This window comes from Kaistia sp. SLG-1 (genome assembly GCF_059699055.1).
Genome location: NZ_AP048544.1, coordinates 1,750,434 through 1,765,515, shown reverse-complemented (window position 1 = coordinate 1,765,515; position 15,082 = coordinate 1,750,434). Strand labels below are relative to the sequence as shown.

At 59.6% G+C, this 15,082-nt stretch carries 13 protein-coding genes and 1 tRNA gene; 7 read left to right on the top strand and 7 right to left on the bottom strand.

Going from position 1 to position 15,082, the window contains the following annotated elements:
• Positions 1-59 precede the first annotated feature (59 nt).
• The 3 genes from AC6HZP_RS07795 to AC6HZP_RS07785 all read left to right on the top strand — a co-directional run bounded on the left by AC6HZP_RS07795 (position 60) and on the right by AC6HZP_RS07785 (position 1,630).
• Positions 60-440 (top strand): phasin family protein, encoded by a 381-nt coding sequence (locus tag AC6HZP_RS07795; protein ID WP_497526113.1) that lies wholly within the window; start codon positions 60-62, stop codon positions 438-440.
• Between the two features lie 276 nt (positions 441-716).
• Complete coding sequence (locus tag AC6HZP_RS07790) at positions 717-1,220, top strand: phasin family protein (protein WP_497526112.1); 504 nt, start codon at positions 717-719, stop codon at positions 1,218-1,220.
• 333 nt (positions 1,221-1,553) lie between these two features.
• Positions 1,554-1,630, top strand: a tRNA-His gene (locus AC6HZP_RS07785).
• Between the two features lie 287 nt (positions 1,631-1,917).
• Here the strand turns inward: AC6HZP_RS07785 and AC6HZP_RS07780 are convergent.
• The 5 genes from AC6HZP_RS07780 to AC6HZP_RS07760 form a co-directional block, all read right to left on the bottom strand.
• On the bottom strand, positions 1,918-3,459 hold the full coding sequence (locus tag AC6HZP_RS07780; RefSeq protein WP_497526111.1) for a recombinase family protein: 1,542 nt from the start codon (positions 3,457-3,459) through the stop codon (positions 1,918-1,920).
• A gap of 74 nt (positions 3,460-3,533) precedes the next feature.
• Entirely contained in the window at positions 3,534-4,058 is a 525-nt protein-coding gene (locus AC6HZP_RS07775; RefSeq protein WP_497526110.1) for a DUF2924 domain-containing protein, read from the bottom strand.
• Positions 4,058-4,585 (bottom strand): DUF3489 domain-containing protein, encoded by a 528-nt coding sequence (locus tag AC6HZP_RS07770; RefSeq protein ID WP_497526109.1) that lies wholly within the window; start codon positions 4,583-4,585, stop codon positions 4,058-4,060. The genes AC6HZP_RS07775 and AC6HZP_RS07770 overlap by 1 nt, the downstream gene beginning before the upstream one ends.
• 98 nt (positions 4,586-4,683) lie before the next feature.
• Positions 4,684-4,893 (bottom strand): hypothetical protein, encoded by a 210-nt coding sequence (locus tag AC6HZP_RS07765; protein ID WP_497526108.1) that lies wholly within the window; start codon positions 4,891-4,893, stop codon positions 4,684-4,686.
• Between the two features lie 386 nt (positions 4,894-5,279).
• Complete coding sequence (locus AC6HZP_RS07760) at positions 5,280-8,207, bottom strand: DEAD/DEAH box helicase (RefSeq protein ID WP_497526107.1); 2,928 nt, start codon at positions 8,205-8,207, stop codon at positions 5,280-5,282.
• Positions 8,208-9,031: 824 nt separating this feature from the next.
• Between AC6HZP_RS07760 and AC6HZP_RS07755 the strand changes: the two genes are divergently transcribed.
• Genes AC6HZP_RS07755 through AC6HZP_RS07740 form a run of 4 tightly spaced genes read left to right on the top strand, consistent with a single transcriptional unit; the run spans position 9,032 to position 13,454 of the window.
• A complete protein-coding gene (locus AC6HZP_RS07755; protein WP_497526106.1) occupies positions 9,032-10,393 on the top strand; it encodes a hypothetical protein in 1,362 nt (453 codons plus the stop codon).
• A 58-nt stretch (positions 10,394-10,451) separates the two neighbouring features.
• Positions 10,452-11,225: a hypothetical protein gene (locus tag AC6HZP_RS07750; RefSeq protein WP_497526105.1), complete on the top strand. Its 774-nt coding sequence runs from the start codon at positions 10,452-10,454 to the stop codon at positions 11,223-11,225.
• A gap of 1 nt (position 11,226) precedes the next feature.
• Positions 11,227-12,414, top strand: coding sequence for a hypothetical protein (locus AC6HZP_RS07745; protein ID WP_497526104.1), 1,188 nt, complete (start codon positions 11,227-11,229; stop codon positions 12,412-12,414).
• Between the two features lie 47 nt (positions 12,415-12,461).
• Positions 12,462-13,454 carry an OmpA family protein gene (locus AC6HZP_RS07740; RefSeq protein WP_497526103.1) on the top strand — a complete coding sequence of 331 codons (993 nt, stop codon included), beginning with the start codon at positions 12,462-12,464 and terminating at the stop codon, positions 13,452-13,454.
• A gap of 53 nt (positions 13,455-13,507) precedes the next feature.
• Here the strand turns inward: AC6HZP_RS07740 and AC6HZP_RS07735 are convergent, their stop codons facing one another.
• Complete coding sequence (locus AC6HZP_RS07735; protein ID WP_497526102.1) at positions 13,508-13,819, bottom strand: DUF4236 domain-containing protein; 312 nt, start codon at positions 13,817-13,819, stop codon at positions 13,508-13,510.
• A gap of 69 nt (positions 13,820-13,888) precedes the next feature.
• A complete protein-coding gene (locus AC6HZP_RS07730; protein ID WP_497526101.1) occupies positions 13,889-14,584 on the bottom strand; it encodes a thermonuclease family protein in 696 nt (231 codons plus the stop codon).
• Positions 14,585-15,082: the final 498 nt, after the last annotated feature.

Sequence of the window (15,082 nt, the reverse complement as noted above, 5' to 3'; positions counted from 1 at the left end):
CCTTGCGTCATGTCGCGCAGTCACTATTGTCCTTGTGTCATCCAAGCGGGAGCAAAACGATGGCCGACAAAACGCAATTCGAGATTCCGGAACAGATGCGCGCTTTCGCCGACAAGAGCGTCGACCAGGCCAAGAAGGCGTTCGACGAATTCATGGGCGCCACCGCGAAGGCCGTCGAGAAATCGGAGGCTTCGGCAAAATCGGTGCAGTCGAGCGCCCGCGACGTCAACCGGCAGGCCCTGGCCTTTCTCGAGGCGAATGTCGCCGCCTCGTTCGATTTCGCCCAGCAGCTGGTGCGCGCCCGCACGGTCGAGGAGATCGCGCAGATCCAGCAGGCCTTCCTGAAGAAACAGGCCGAAGCCGCCCAGACGCAGACCCGCGACATCGCCGAAACCATCAGCAAGGCGGCGACGGACGTCCAGCAGCAGGCCAAGAAGTAGAGACCGGCGAAGAAATGGGCAGTCGCCCGATTTGACGCCTCCCTGCATGACGCCGCCGGCGGCAGATGCCCGCGACGGCGTCAGGTTTTGGCTGCCCGGAGGAGCCGCCGAAGACTAGGTCCTTGGAACCATTCAACTTTTGTGCAATGCAACAAAATATTGCATTGCATCATGCTCCGGCTTATATTCACGACAAGTCGATCGGAGTGAAATGGGTCCCGAAGATCCAGGATGAAGCTCCGCGACGGCCACAGAGCCCGAAGGAGACTTTCGTTCATGTCCGATACCGCCGCCACGGCCCCGAAGAGCGCCAAGGGCGCTGCCAAGACCGCCAAGGGCTTCGACGCCCCGTTCGAGGCGTTCGCTTTCTCCGTTCCGAATGTTGAAGTGCCGGCCGTGTTCCGCGATATCGCCGACAAGGCGGTTTCCGGCTCCAAGGAGGCCTACGCCAAGCTGAAGACGGCCGCCGAAGAGGCGACCGAGGCGTTCGAGGACAGCTATGAGACCACCCGCACGGGTCTCGTCGCCCTCACCCACAAGTCGCTCGACAACGTCAAGACCCACACCGACGCCACCTATGCGTTCGCGCGGGATTTCCTGACGGTGACCTCGTTCGCCGAGGCCGTCGAACTGCAGGCCGCCTTTGCCCGCAAGCAGTTCGAGACGCTGACGGAGCAGACGCGCGATCTGCAGGCCTTCACGCAGAAGCTTTCGACCGACGCCGCGCGCCCGGTGCGCCAGGGCGTCGAGAAGGCCTTCAAGGGTTTCCAGAACGGCTGAGCCGCCGCGCGACGGCTCATCGGGAAACGCGCTCCGCCATCGGCCGAGCCGCCCCCGGGGAGCCGAAAACCACCGCCGACAGAGCTTCGAAATGAAACCGGCCCGAACCTCGTTCGGGCCGTTTTTTTTCGCGAGCGGGCTGAGCGGTCGCGCGATGCCGCTTTCGGACACCGCCAACAGAGCCCCGGAATGACGCCGGCCTGCCCCGTCCGCGGCCGTTCTTACGCAACGCGCAAGCCTCTTCGAACAAGCTGTGGAAGCATCTTGGGATAAGTCGATTTCCGCACTTGAAACCCGCCAATTTTGGTTCTAGGTTCCGCTCGCTTTTGGCAGGCAGTTGTAGCTCAGTTGGTTAGAGCGTCGGATTGTGGCTCCGAAGGTCGGTGGTTCGAGCCCACCCAACTGTACCAAAGCACCCTCTCCCAAACCCGGATATTCCCGAGCCTGGAATACTGACGACAAGTCAGAGGGTTAGCCGCGCGCCGCGGATATGCCGCGCGCGCAGCGCGCCCCCAATCTCGGAAATGCCTCGATTTCGCTGCCACAGTCTCGGCCGACGAAAAACCGTTTCCCGGGTTTCAGCAGGGAGCAAAACCCAGACCGGTTCGAACGTTGGATTGAGCCACGCCCAGAGCTAACCGCCAACGAAACAGGCGCGCCACCGATGACGCGCCCGCTCAGTCCGGAAATGGTGTGTTCAAGCAGCCGGTAGACCCAGTTCACGCCGCTGGTCGGCCCAAAGCATCGGCAGTTCCGCAAGGCGGGAAAGCCCGATCGTCCTCGGCAAGGTTCTGTCCAGGATCGCCTGAACGATATCGGGGGCGAGGAAGGCCAGCGACAAGCCCATCCGAACCGAGCGCTCGCTGCGTCCGACCCGCGCTGCGATCGCCGCGGTATCGATGCCGGTCTTCGTGATCTCGTCCAGCCAGCTCCGCGACTCGGCGATCGCATCCACCAAGCGCTGCTGCTGCTCGGAGGAGATCGCGCGTGCCGAAGCGGAACCGGGATCGGCAGCCAGGATCTGCCTCCGCCGGCGAAGCGATGGCTTCGACCAGGGCAGCTCGAACATCCGGTCCGCAACGGGATCCTCTCGCTCGAATAAGGTGAGCTCAAGCCGGTCGGATTTCACGACCAGCTTCTCAAGCGAGGTCTCGACCAACTCGCGATCACCAACCTCGCTGTCGCCTCCGAACTCGTCGCTTCTCGAACGTAGCCCCGCCAAAACCACCGCCTCTATCTCGGGCGCGGCCACTCGAGCCACCGAACCAGCCGATTGGCGATCCCCCTCCCCCAGGGCGCGCGAGACATAGTAGCGATATCGAACCCCGCGCTTGTTGGCGTGGCTGGGTGTCATTCGGTTTCCGGCATCGTCATGGATCTTGCCCATCAGGAGTGCCGACGCTGCATGCCCGCTCTGCCGCATCGGCGTCTTGCTGCTCTCCAGCTTCCGCTGGACCGCGTCGAAGAGTGGCTGCGGTACAATGGGCGGATGCTCGCCGGGATAGCTGCGTCCCCGGTGGTTGAGATCGCCGACATAAACGCGATTGCGCAAGATGTGCAGCAGCGCGGCACGCTTGAAGAAGATGCCACCGACGATCTTCCCGTCGGCAAGCTGTCGCTGTCGGGTTCGGATGCCGGCCTCCCTCAGCTCCTGAACCAGCGGCGTGAGACCGGGCAATTCGAGATAGCGCTCGAACATGTGAAGGACGGTCGCCGCCTCGGCCTCATCCGGCAGGAGCTTGCGGCTCTCCACGCGATAGCCGAGGGGTACGACACCGCCGACCCAGATGCCCTTCTGCTTCGACGCGGCGACCTTGTCGCGGATGCGCTCCCCTGTCACCTCCCGTTCGAACTGTGCGAACGATAGAAGCACATTGAGGGTTAGTCGGCCCATCGAGCTCGTCGTATTGAAGGCTTGGGTGACCGAGACGAAGGAAGCGCCGCGGCTATCGAACAACTCGACCAGCTTGGCAAAATCGGCAAGCGAGCGCGTCAGGCGGTCGACCTTGTAGACGACGATGACGTCGACCCTTCCCTCCTGCACGTCCAACAGCAATTGCTGCACGCCCGGACGCGCCAGGGACCCACCCGAGAAACCGCCGTCATCATAGCACTGGGTGAGAACCCAGCCCTCCGCTCGCTGACTTTGGATATAGGCTTCGCAGGCCTCGCGTTGCGCGTCGAGCGAGTTGAACTCCTGGTCGAGATTCTGGTCGGTCGACACACGCGCATAGATCACGCAGCGTTTCGAGGCCACGCCTCTGGAGATTGCCCCGGCGCCGTCCGCCGCCCGCCGCTGCGCCACCCTGTTCCTCATGTGGCTGACCTTTGATTGGGTCGAGGATCCGATAGCCCGAAGAAGCGGGGGCCGCTCCAGGCCGTGCCCGTGATGGCCTTCGCCACGGTCGACAGGCTGCCGAACTCCTTTCCCTGCCATTGGAAGCCGTTGCTGGTGACCGTGACGGAGTGAAGTTCGTCCTTCCACTCCCGAACCAGTACCGATCCGGGCTTCAGCGAACGGGGACTATCGCTTTTGGCGGAAGGATCCTTGGCTTTTGCGCTGCCGGCCCGCATGCCTTTCCGCGCCAATCGCTTCATGGCGAGGGGATCGAGGTCACCCAGCCGATTGGCCTGAACACGATAGGCCAGCATCCGGATCACCAGATGGCGGGGCAAGGTTGTTGGCGCTCGTTTACCCGTCTCGTTGCGCCACACCAAGCGGAGTTGCACATCGTCGTGCTGCGAAAGCGCTCCGACGATCTGCCGGACCTCCTTGTTGGCCTCCTCAACTTGGAAGGGCGCCGGTCCGCCGAAGCCATCAATAGCAAGCCCCGACATCACGGCTGGCTCTCAGGTGCCGAGTAGCCAGTGATGCGATAGTTTGCAGGCAGCGTGCTGTCGTCCCTGGCGATCTGATAGCCGCGTTTCCTCAACCCCGTCAGCGCCGCCCGGCAGGTATGCGGAAGCCAGCCCGTACTCTCGCGGATAAGATCGAGCGATCCGCCCTCCGGATCGCGCAGGAGATCGACCACGCGGGATAGTTTCGAGCCGGGCCGGGGAAGACCAATCTCCCGCTTTCCTTCTTCGATCTCGGAGGGAGCTTCCGAACCGATGAACTCGGCCCTCTCCGGCTTCGGGGACGGCGGCTTGAGACCAAGGGTCGTCCAGCCGGCAGGGGTCAGCTCGTAAGTTCCAGCTCGATTGTTTCCGACCCGCTGAAGGAGGCCCCGCTTGCACAGTCCCGTGCAACTCCGGCGGTCTCCGGACGAAATACGGGTTGATGCTCGCCTTCCATCGGCGACAGCGAATTGGCCGAGCAGCGTCAGCTGGGTATCGGTCAGTCGGAGCTTTGCAGGCGCAGTCATTTGAACCTCACTGGTCAGACGGAAAACTCTCCCGTCACTGACCAAGGCCTCACCGCGTCAGCAGGGAGGCCCTCAAGGATTCCTATATGCGCTTCCCACTATTCCCGTCGTCTTGAAGTGAAAACGGCGACCTGAAGAATTTGATTGGCCTCGCGGATCAGCGGTTCGATATCAAGACAAGTTGCAATCGCTGAATCAACATCTTCATTGTCCGCGTAGCGCATCAGCATTTTTGCCTTGGACGCGGCCTCATAGAGACGTATCTCGAGCTCGGCACAATACTCCTTCAGAACATCGGCCCGCTTCATGATCACCCTCCTGCCTCTGCCGCTGGCGAGACCACCAATGCTTGCTTGCAGGCAGAAGTGAAGTGGATTTCTGGCCAAGAGCCGGGAGTCGCGTCGCCGCCCCCATAGAACCGCCCGCTTGGGCGGAGGATTCGATTGAACGTCCGAAATGGGGCCGTTAGCGGTCTGTCCGCTCTTGGGGACTTCAAACGAAAAGCGGACCTATCACCAATGAACCTCTAAGGCCGGGATTGACCCAATGCGGACCTCTGCAATGCAGGCTCTGCGCCAATCACGCTTGTCGTAGAGTCGATTAGACCCGCTACCATGGTGCCTGTAGACTCCGGACTTGGGATCGTATCAAAGGCTGCGTCGCACACGCGCTCGTCCAGCCAGTCCACCTTTCGTCACGGGCTAATTAACCAGGCCGCTTTTGCTGCTCCGCCGCGCTGAACGTATTCCAAACCGAACGCCATTAGATCCGCGAGATGCTCATCAATCTGGGACTGCGCGATTCCGGGCTGCACGCCATAGATCGCGAAGCTCAGCCTGTCCGGAGCGGTATCCTGAAGCGCCTTCTGGATCACGGTCAGGTCGCCGACGATGAATTTCGACGGAGTGACGTGCCGGGTCAGGTGCGTCCGGTGTTCGACGTGCTCCCGCAAAACGATCGGATCGCAATAGGCGACCGACTTCAGGACCTGCCCGGCAACTTCGTAGACGTCGCCTACACGACCGCCTGACGGTTGGCCGCCGGCGCCTTTGCAGTGATAGAGCGAGATCTGGACATGTTCGCCGTCCTGGCGGACCGCTATGTAGTCAGCTGCCTCCCCACTACGGTGATCGTATAGCAGAGCCGTGAGCCCATCGGCCGCGAGGAGATGCTTCTCGAGTTGCTGGTGAACCGTGAGTTCGCCCCCGCTCTTCGTCGTGTCGTATTCAATGCCAATCGCGCATCCGGTCCAATCCAGCGTCGACGTGTCGTCGTCGGACAGCTTGTTGATCGTCACGCTCGGGGGCCTGATGAGGTTCACGCCCTGGAACGACGACTTATCCGCTGCATAGAACACCGGCGGGTTCATCGACATCCAGGTCGAGAACTCGGTCCAGTCATCGACGCCCGACAAGACTTCGATCGCCCACTCGGGCTCGGTCTGCCGGATGATGGCGCCGCCGCCGATCTGAAATTCGAAGCCGATCCCGAGCTCGTCCGTCCCCACACGAAAGCCGAGCTTGGCGCGGTCGGCCGCGACGCAGAAGTGGTCGATCTCAAGGTCGGTGACCTGAAAATAGAACCACTGGCCGGCGCCTCGCCTAAGCCGCACCCGCGGCGCGGAGCGATAGGCGACCTTGTTCCACCCAGCGGCGATGATGTGCTCTGGCAGCTTTTCGAGCGTCTTGGCGTGCTGGACGATGTCCAGCTGCGAAGGGGCGATCGCGCCGCCGCCGCTCAGCCGGTGGTTCAAGGCGGAGATCCAGTCGAGATAACCGGCGACCGTTAGCCGCTGGTTGCTCCACACGCGCGAGCTGCTGCTGGCACCGATCGTCTCGCGATCCTCTCCAATGACGCCGCTACCGAAGAAATGGCCTTGGACATAAGCGCGAGCATCTCCGGCGGTCATCGCGCGCTCTGCCCGCGGTCCGGTCACCGTCCGATACGATTCCGTCTGGGTGTTCAGTGTCGTGTTGCGTAGGCCGACATTGTAGAAGCGCAGGTCGGTCAGGCCGGCCAGCGCACGGCGCGTCCGCTCGTAGCTGATCGGCCGATGCTTGTTTTCGCAAACCGTATCCATCAGGCTGATGTAGAGACGATCGGTACGCCGCGTCGACCCGATGAAGCACAGCTTGCTGGTTTCATTGAAGGCAAGAAGAAACGCATCATGCCGGACATTCGCGATGACGTCCGACGTCGCCCAGTTGGGCGGCGAGTTGTCGATCGTCAGCAGAAGCGTGATCAATCCGTCTTCGGACGTCCACTGTTTGACCAGGAGCAGGTTCCGGCCGATCGTCTCTTCGAACAGCGAGAAATCGGGCCGCTCTTCGCACTCGAAAATTCGCGCGTGGGCGTAAAGCTGAAGCAACAGCGGCGTTACCGCGTCGTAGTCCGAGTCCATCTGTCTCTTGGGCTTGAGGACCTCGAGGATCGCCCGGTTGGCTTCGGCGTCCGCGATCTGCGCCTGCGCCGCGTCGTCGATCAGCTCCGCAATGTCGACGCCCTCCTGGAACAGCCGGGCGTTGGCTTCCTTCAACCGGCTGACAGGCGCCACCAGGGTCGCGTCGCCGGTCGCCACATCGTTGGTTCGGGCGAAGCGGCCGATGAACTGAAGGGTCGGAACCAGCGAGCGGTGCGGCGCGTGGAGCGCCGCGATTTTTAGCTTCGGGAAATCGTAGCCTTCGCCAAACATGTCGACGCACACAACGCCGTCGAGCTTGCCGTCGATCAGTTCGGCTTCGATCTCCATCTGGCGCTTCAGCGAGAGATGGCTGGTGATCGCCGCAACCTTGCCCCCGAGCTTCTCGTAAAGCTCGCCGAGCTGCTTGGCGGAGGCGATGGTTGCGGCGCGCGCGAATATCCGGTGATCGAACCCGTCCTTCCTGTCCTTGGCGAGTTGAGCTACGGCCGCGGCGGCAACCGCCCGGTCGACCTCTTCCTCGTTGCGGTCGTCTTTCACCATCGCTGGCTTGAAAGTGACCTTCCCGAACGCCTGCTCCCGCGACGCCTTCAACACGGGATACCAGTAGGCCAGACGTCCCGGGATCGGCTTGCGGTCGCGTCGGAACGGCGTGGCGGTCAGAAACACGACTTTCGCGTCGACGAAGTGCGAAAGATAGGCCGACCAGGTATCGGCCGGGGCATGATGGGCCTCATCGAAAATAACGAGGTCGAAAAGATCACGTGGCGCGTCCGGGGCGACGATTGGCGAAGTGCTCTGGGGGGTCGAGATGATCACGTCGGTCGCCCGCATCGCTTCCCATTCGGCCAAATCGACAGGGCACCCCTTCTGGCTCAAGACGTTCGGCAAGGCCGTCAGCCCGTCAGCGATGCCAATCCTCTTGAGAACCGAAAGGGCTGCGAAGTGACCGGTGGTCTGACGGCGGAGCGCCTCGGAAGGCTCGATGACCAGAACATTGTTCGCCTTGAGAGCGAAGGGCAGAGCCATCATAAGTGCCGTCTTGCCGTAACCGGTGGGCAAGCAGAGGGTCGCTGGCTCGTCGTAGACCGAGAAATGCGAAAGCGCGGCGTGCAGCGCTCCAATCTGCCCTGGCCTGAATCCGCTATTGGGAGTCGAGATCGGCTGGAACGTGATCTCGTTCGCTGAAAAGAACCCTGCCATCGCCTCGTCCTGAACCTGAGCTAGCAATCCAGAACTTACGCAATGCAGCGTAGAGATCAATATGTTGCGCTTAACTTGCCAACCATAACCATAATGTGGTGTTCGATCGGTGCGAAAACTCGATGCTTCGAAGTTTCAGCCCTGGAGCAGAGCCTATGTCCGCATTTGGTGCAAAGGTGCTGACGTGCCCCAACTCGCTGATGTCCACTTTTGGGCTGCGGCCCTTGCCAGATTGACGGCTGTTATGGGGCGCAGAGCCGACCTCGCAACTCATGGCAGTTCACCATTTTTGCCATCAGTCAACATCAACCCACCTGAAACGAAGGCATCCCTCGGGTAGCAGTAGCCATAGATGTAGGTTCATCTGAGCGACCCAATCAGGATCGAAACAGTTGATCAGCTTCTCCCAAGGAAGAAGACGAAGTGGCGCCTCCGGCAGCCGAACGCACACGCCGAACTTGGCCATGCCTTCTGCATCACTGATTGGCTCCACCTTAGCAAGAGCACGCGTACCGAAGAGACGGACATCGGTCGCGCATGCCTCATGGCCGGGAAAGCCACCATGCCTGCCATGTTCCTCCGAAAGCCCTAGCCGCGGAATAGATGTGAACGTGACGCGATTTCGGTCAGTCAAGTTCATAGCTTGCTTGCTCTGAAGTTCATTCCGGTGATTAGGTTGCACTGAATTTGTTTGCAAGTTTTGTGCGTTTGGTCGCTGCGGGGGACACACTGTGAGGAGCTCTGCGCTTTCTCGCCTGATTGAAGGCGCTTGGAAAAAACCACACGATTTGAGGGCTACCACACAGCGCTTCCCTGACCTCGACGTGAACCGGGTCGCTGCAGATTTGCAGCTCGAAGACCTCGGACGTGAGCGGGGCGCGCGAGAGGAGCCGGCGACGAACTCGACCGCTTTGGATGAAGTTGAAGCCAAGATCGTCGAGCGCATCGAGTCTGCCAAGAAACAGGCGCATGCGACGGTCGAAGACGAGCTTCGAACCTATGCGGAACGTTTGTCGAGCTTGGACTTCGAGGCGCGCTTCAGCTCAATCCGACAAGCAGCACCGTCCTGTATCAGTGAGTACCAGGCGGAGGTGAAGCAGGGGCGCAACGAGCTCTTCATCCAACGCGAAGGACTCGTTGTTGCAGAGCGGGAGATCGACGATTTCCGGTCCCGGAACAAGCTTCGGCGAGCGGCCAGGATACCGTCCCGCAATGGAGAGCTGATGAAATGGGTCCTCCTGCTAGCTCTCTTTCTGATTGAGGCAATCGCCAACGGATCATTCTTGGCGAAGGGCAGCGAGCAAGGACTGATCGGAGGCTTCTTCGAGGCGATTACGTTCGCCTTCCTCAATATCGTCGTGGCTTACGCTTTGGCCCGGTTTGGGCTTCGCCAGCTCGTTCATCGTTCGCTATTTCGGGAGTTTCTCGGGCTGATTGCTCTCGCCGTCTATATGGCGTGGGCGGTTGGCCTAAATCTTGTGCTGGCCCACTACCGGGAGGTTTCCGGCACATTCGTCGATGGCGTAGGACAGCTTGTGGTCGCTCGCATCCGCGAGAACCCGTTCGAGTTAAGTGATTTGAATTCTTGGATTCTGTTTGCGATTGGATTGGTATTCTCAATCATCGCATGCGTTGACGGATTTTATGCGACCGACCCTTATCCAGGGTTCGCGGCCGTTCAAAAGCGCGTCGACGTGCAACGATTGGCCTACGTCGCCTCCATTTCGGATCTCATTCAGCGTCTTCAGGACATTCAGGCGGACTATGTCGATCAGATTGAGGAGTTGAGTCGTGACCTCGGGCTTCGCCGTGAAGCGCATGACGCAATTGTGCATGGTCGCCAACGACTAGTCAGACTGTTTGAGGAACACCAACGCCATCTCGAACGGACAGGCAGCACGCTCTTCAGTATATACCGTGACGCCAACCGCTCAGCGCGTCCGGCCAGCTCGGTGCCAAAGCGCTTTTCCAAGCCAATGAAGCTGGAAACGGTTACGATAGTGTCGGACCCGATAGGTGAATGGAATGCTGAAGAGCTCCGATCGAGGATAACCGGAGTTCAAGAGCTCTTGCACGAGCAGAGCGCAGCCATCCACCGAGAGTTCGAAGACGCCATAAAGCAATACAAGGGGCTCGAGGATCTCATGCCTGGCGCGGAGGTATTCGATGTCAAGGCGCGCGCCTAGACCATCGGCAGCGCGCGGCGCTCGCAAAAGCATGAGGGACAGAAGAGACGGTCCCCACTTGGCTTGGGTTATCGCTCTCTTGCTCTTGTGCTTCGCTGTCGCGGGCGCGATCGGATATGTCAAGCTGACGGCGAAGGAGCAACCCAAGCTGGTCGCCGATACTTTCTGTCCAGTGGATGGAGCTCAGTCCATCACAGAGGTACTCATTGACGCCTCAGACGACATTCAGCCGGTCGCAAAGAAGCAGATCTTGGGGATTCTTCATGACCTAGCCCAAGCGCTTCCCGCTTATGGACGGCTCGAGCTTCGCGTTCTATCGCCTGAGCAACCGGGCGGCCGCATTGTCTTCGACAAGTGCAACCCGGGAGACGGTTCCAATTTGGATACCCTCGTTGCGAATCCGGAGATGGCGAAACGACGCTGGCTAGACGGCTTTTCCAGGCCGCTAGAGAATGCCTTGTCTACGCAGCTTAGCCCTTCAAGGTCTGATAGCTCGCCTCTGATGGAGACGATCCAGAACATTGCTGTCGAGCGCTTCCTAGGTAGTGTGGCTAGCGCTATTCCCAAAAGCCTTGTCATCGTGTCTGACATGATTGAGCACGAAAGTGACTATTCGCAGTACCGCGGAGATCTCTCTTATGCCCGCTTCAAGTCGTCTCCGGCCTATCGCCGCCTGAGGACTGACCTGAATCAAGCCGAAGTGACCATCCTCTATATCCAGAGGCAGAGCAGTCGCCTCGATAGTGGCAAGCACATTGAGTTCTGGAGAGAGTGGGTCACGGATAATGGCGGCGCCTTAACGTCAGCAGAAAAACTCCAAGGGGCTGGATAGCATGGCGCGTAACGATGCTATGGCGGGCCACCGTGACGCCGTCAGCCCCATCCTGTTTTGCGTATTCGTGGTGATAGGCTGCGCCTATATAATAGGCGCCAAGTTCTCTGGCTTCCCAGCTTATTTGGTTACCTCAATACCCATTGGCATCATGCTGGTCTACGCGGCAACGCTGTTCTTGCCAGCGTTTCGGTTGCGGTTAGACCAAGGCGGCGATAACCTCTATTACATGGGATTTCTGCTGACGCTCACCAGCCTCGGCGTGTCGCTCTATCAGTTCGATGCCAGCAGCGCCGCACAGGAAATCGTCCAGAACTTCGGTATAGCGATCGGCTCGACAATTGCGGGTGTCTGGCTGCGTGTTTTGTTCAGCCAAATGCGCCGGGATCCGACTGATATTGAGCAGGCCAGCCGTGCGGAATTGTCGGAGGCAGCTCGGCGTATCCGGCGCGAACTGGAGGGCACCGCTCTTGAATTTGCGCACTTCAGGCTCGCGTCGCAGCAGTCACTGGTTGATGGCTTGGACGAGGTTCACCGGAGTTTTGACGAGGCGTCGGAGAAGCTGCTTAGAGGCTTTGCGAAAACCACTGCCGCGGCCTCATCAGAATTGGAGCAGTCTTCTCAGACATCGGCTACGGCACTCGCTCTCCTAGCGAAGGCGATCGAGGACAATGTCAACGCTTCAGCCAATCATCTGGCCGATCAAACCACTAGACTCGCTGACGGGTCAGCCCGGATTTCGGAGGCATTGGAAGCCACCGCTGCTCGATTGGCGGAAATGCAGACTCCGGATCAGATCATTCAAGTCAAGCTGCATCCCGCCATGACCAAACTTACAAAAGCGGTCGAAGATTTCGCTCAACACATGGGCACCAGAAGCGATGCCGAGCGAGCCGCCAGCGCCGCCGTTGCGGAAGCGCTTGGGAAAGATGGCCGCTCGATCAACGAGCTTGTGCAGTCCTTGGAGAGGCAGTCACAGACGATTGTCGGGCTCGGAACTAAGATAGAATCGCAGCTCGACCTTCTTAGGCAATTGGTCGAGGCTGGATCTAAAGCACCTACCAAGGAGCTAGCGATACCAGCGTGGCCGAGCCAAAGCGCTACCGAGCCGGCTTCCGATCTCTTCGATATTAGCACTCGATCTTATGCTACCCCGTCACTAGGTTCGGATAGCAGTGCTACGCCATGAGGTCCAATCAACCGATAGGGCGGGACACGAGCGCATACCGGAGGGGCATGGTTCTTGGTCTCACTATGGCCGAGGTAATGCTGCTTCTGGTGTTTTGCCTGTTGATCGCCATGGCAACACTCTTTTCTCGAAGTCAGGCGGACCAGAAGGACCTCGCGCGCGAATTGGCGCACGCAAGGGCTACTATTCAAGAACTGGCAGATGAAAAGCGGCGCCTTGCAGCACTGCTCAATGAGTTTAAGAAGGCGAGCTCAGTCAACATTGCCGACGATTGGACGAAACTGACTGCAGCAAGACAGGCGATTGACGATTTGGAGAAGGCAGGTCTGAGTGTTGCGGGAATGCTAGCCGATCCGGCGAAGGTGGCCGCAGTTCTTAAGCTCGCGAGCGGAGCAACCGACCCCGAGGAACTAGAGAGCGCGCTGAGGTTCAGACGCGACCTTGAGGAGAAGCTTATCGCTAAAAATGTGCCAGAGCGCTCTCCCGACGGGCTTGCAATATTAGCAGCCGCTGGCATGAAACAACCCGCATCCGAAAAAGGAAAGACTGGCCACGACTGGCCGCCAATCATCGACCTAAGCGAGGCGGCGGGCTACAACTTCGTCACCGGTCGGGCAGATCTTTCAGCCGATTTCGCTAAGAAATTGACGACAGATGTCGTCGACAGGGTCGCTTCGATTGTTCACGAGTATGACGTCGATATCGTAGAGGTCATCGGCCACACCGACGAGCAGCCTATTGCTGCTCGGCCGTCAAACCTGGATGCCAACATTGTGGATGCGTTTGGCGGCAAGGTGCCGATCCAAAGCCTCGCCCCTGCTGATAATGCCGGACTAGGAATGGCGCGTGCCGTATCCGTGGCGAGCGTTTTGCGTGCGGATCCCAAGCTGAAGGCAGTTACGGTTCTACCTCTATCGGGCGCTCAGTTGATCATGCCTGGCGACAAAGTTGCCGACGGCAGACATTCCGGCGATGTAAAAGAGCGCCGCCGGATTGAAATCCGCGTTCGACGTCATGCGGATCGCGCCTCCGCCCAGTAGTGGAACCTCAAGGCGGCGATGTCTGCTGGCAATAGATCTATCCGGCTCCGAAATTAGCGGGATAGAGCGACTACAATCGCCCCAAGCACGATCAATATGAGCGCAACTCGCAGCAGTATCCGTGCCAATCGGGGCCCCCGGCGCGGCTGGTGTTCGGTAAAGCTTGGCGCGGACCTTTCTGGTGAGGCAAACTTATGGGTGGCATAGATGCCCGTCCCAGGGATGCCAGCACTGAAGCGCTTCCCCGATTTGCTGACCGTAACTCCGGCACCTCGAGGCCCAATTCTGACGCTTGGGCTCTTGCCCCCGAGGTTCAATCGACCCCCCGGCATCAGCTTTACAGATTTTCGGAATCTGAGCTTCACGTGCCCCTCCCCAGGAGCGTTGAATTGTTGTGCTCGGACATGAAGTCGGGCACGCCTATGGCTGACTGGTCAGGTCTTGGACCTTCGCCATCCTGTGCTCTGAGCTTCGGATTCCGAGCAGAACCAGCGCTCTCCTGCGCTCTCAGAAATCACGGTTTGCTCGTAGTACTTTTGCCCCGGCACATGGTAGATGCGCCTTCCATTCTTCGAGATGTTGCCTTTGATTTTGCAATCGGCCGTACCGACTGTGCTAGAGAGAGGCTGGATCGGCGCGGAAGTTGTGTTTTCCCGTTGGGCAGCCCGCCAGTCCCACGGCGGTTGGAAGGGGCCAGACCAGATCCCTAAACCTTCTGCCCTTGCGTCAGACTGATCGGCGACGTAAGCGCCATTGGAATAGCGTGGCCAATCCATCGCATGCCCGTTTCGCACAAGCCAGCGGGCTACCGACTGACCATCTGCGCGGTAGCAGTCTCCGACGAAGCGTCCATACCGGTCGCGGTCAACGAAATTGCATGAGGTAGGTCGGGACTTGGCCAAGAAGTCGTCGAGCGCCTTAGCTGAAACCTGCCCGCAGCGGTAGGCTTTGCCCTTCGAATCTCCGCAGAGCTGCCGGCTTTCTGGCGCGTCAATCCCGTTCAAGCGGACCCGTTCACCTCGTATCTCAATTGTGTCGCCATCGACGACGGAGGCTCTTCCGGCGAGTTGTTCCACAATCGCGCCGGATGCGAAACATATCGACCAACCCAACATGATTGCGGATAGCATCAGCCTTCGCCCGATAAGTGCAGGACCAACGAATGGTACTAGTGACAATGGACCGATCCCGCCCGCTTATCCATGTGGCAGCACTCCCCCGGTGGGGAGTTCTTCCGGCAGCCGCCACCATGTGCGACCGCGGACGTCGACAGAGTCAGAGCCGCCAAAGCGGCCACAATCATTGATTTCATATCCCCTCCCATACCCGATGGTATCAAAGCAGGGGCTCAAGAAAGTGTCGAGTCTCGTGCCCAGAGGACAAGAGAGGCTCGGGGGCCACTGGTGGCAAAAGTGGCCAACTGCCATGAGTTTGCGAATGTCGGCTTGGCGCCCTCATTTCTGCCGTTTAGACGGTCTCTGCAAGTTACCAAAAGCTGCCTATTTTGGGCGAATGACGCAGCCCCCATTGAAACTTTGCAGATCAACGCGGTTGCGGGCCACGGCAATGTCTCGTGCCGCAGAACGCCTATTTGGGGGTACGTTCGATAGAAACATTCCGGAAGGCCG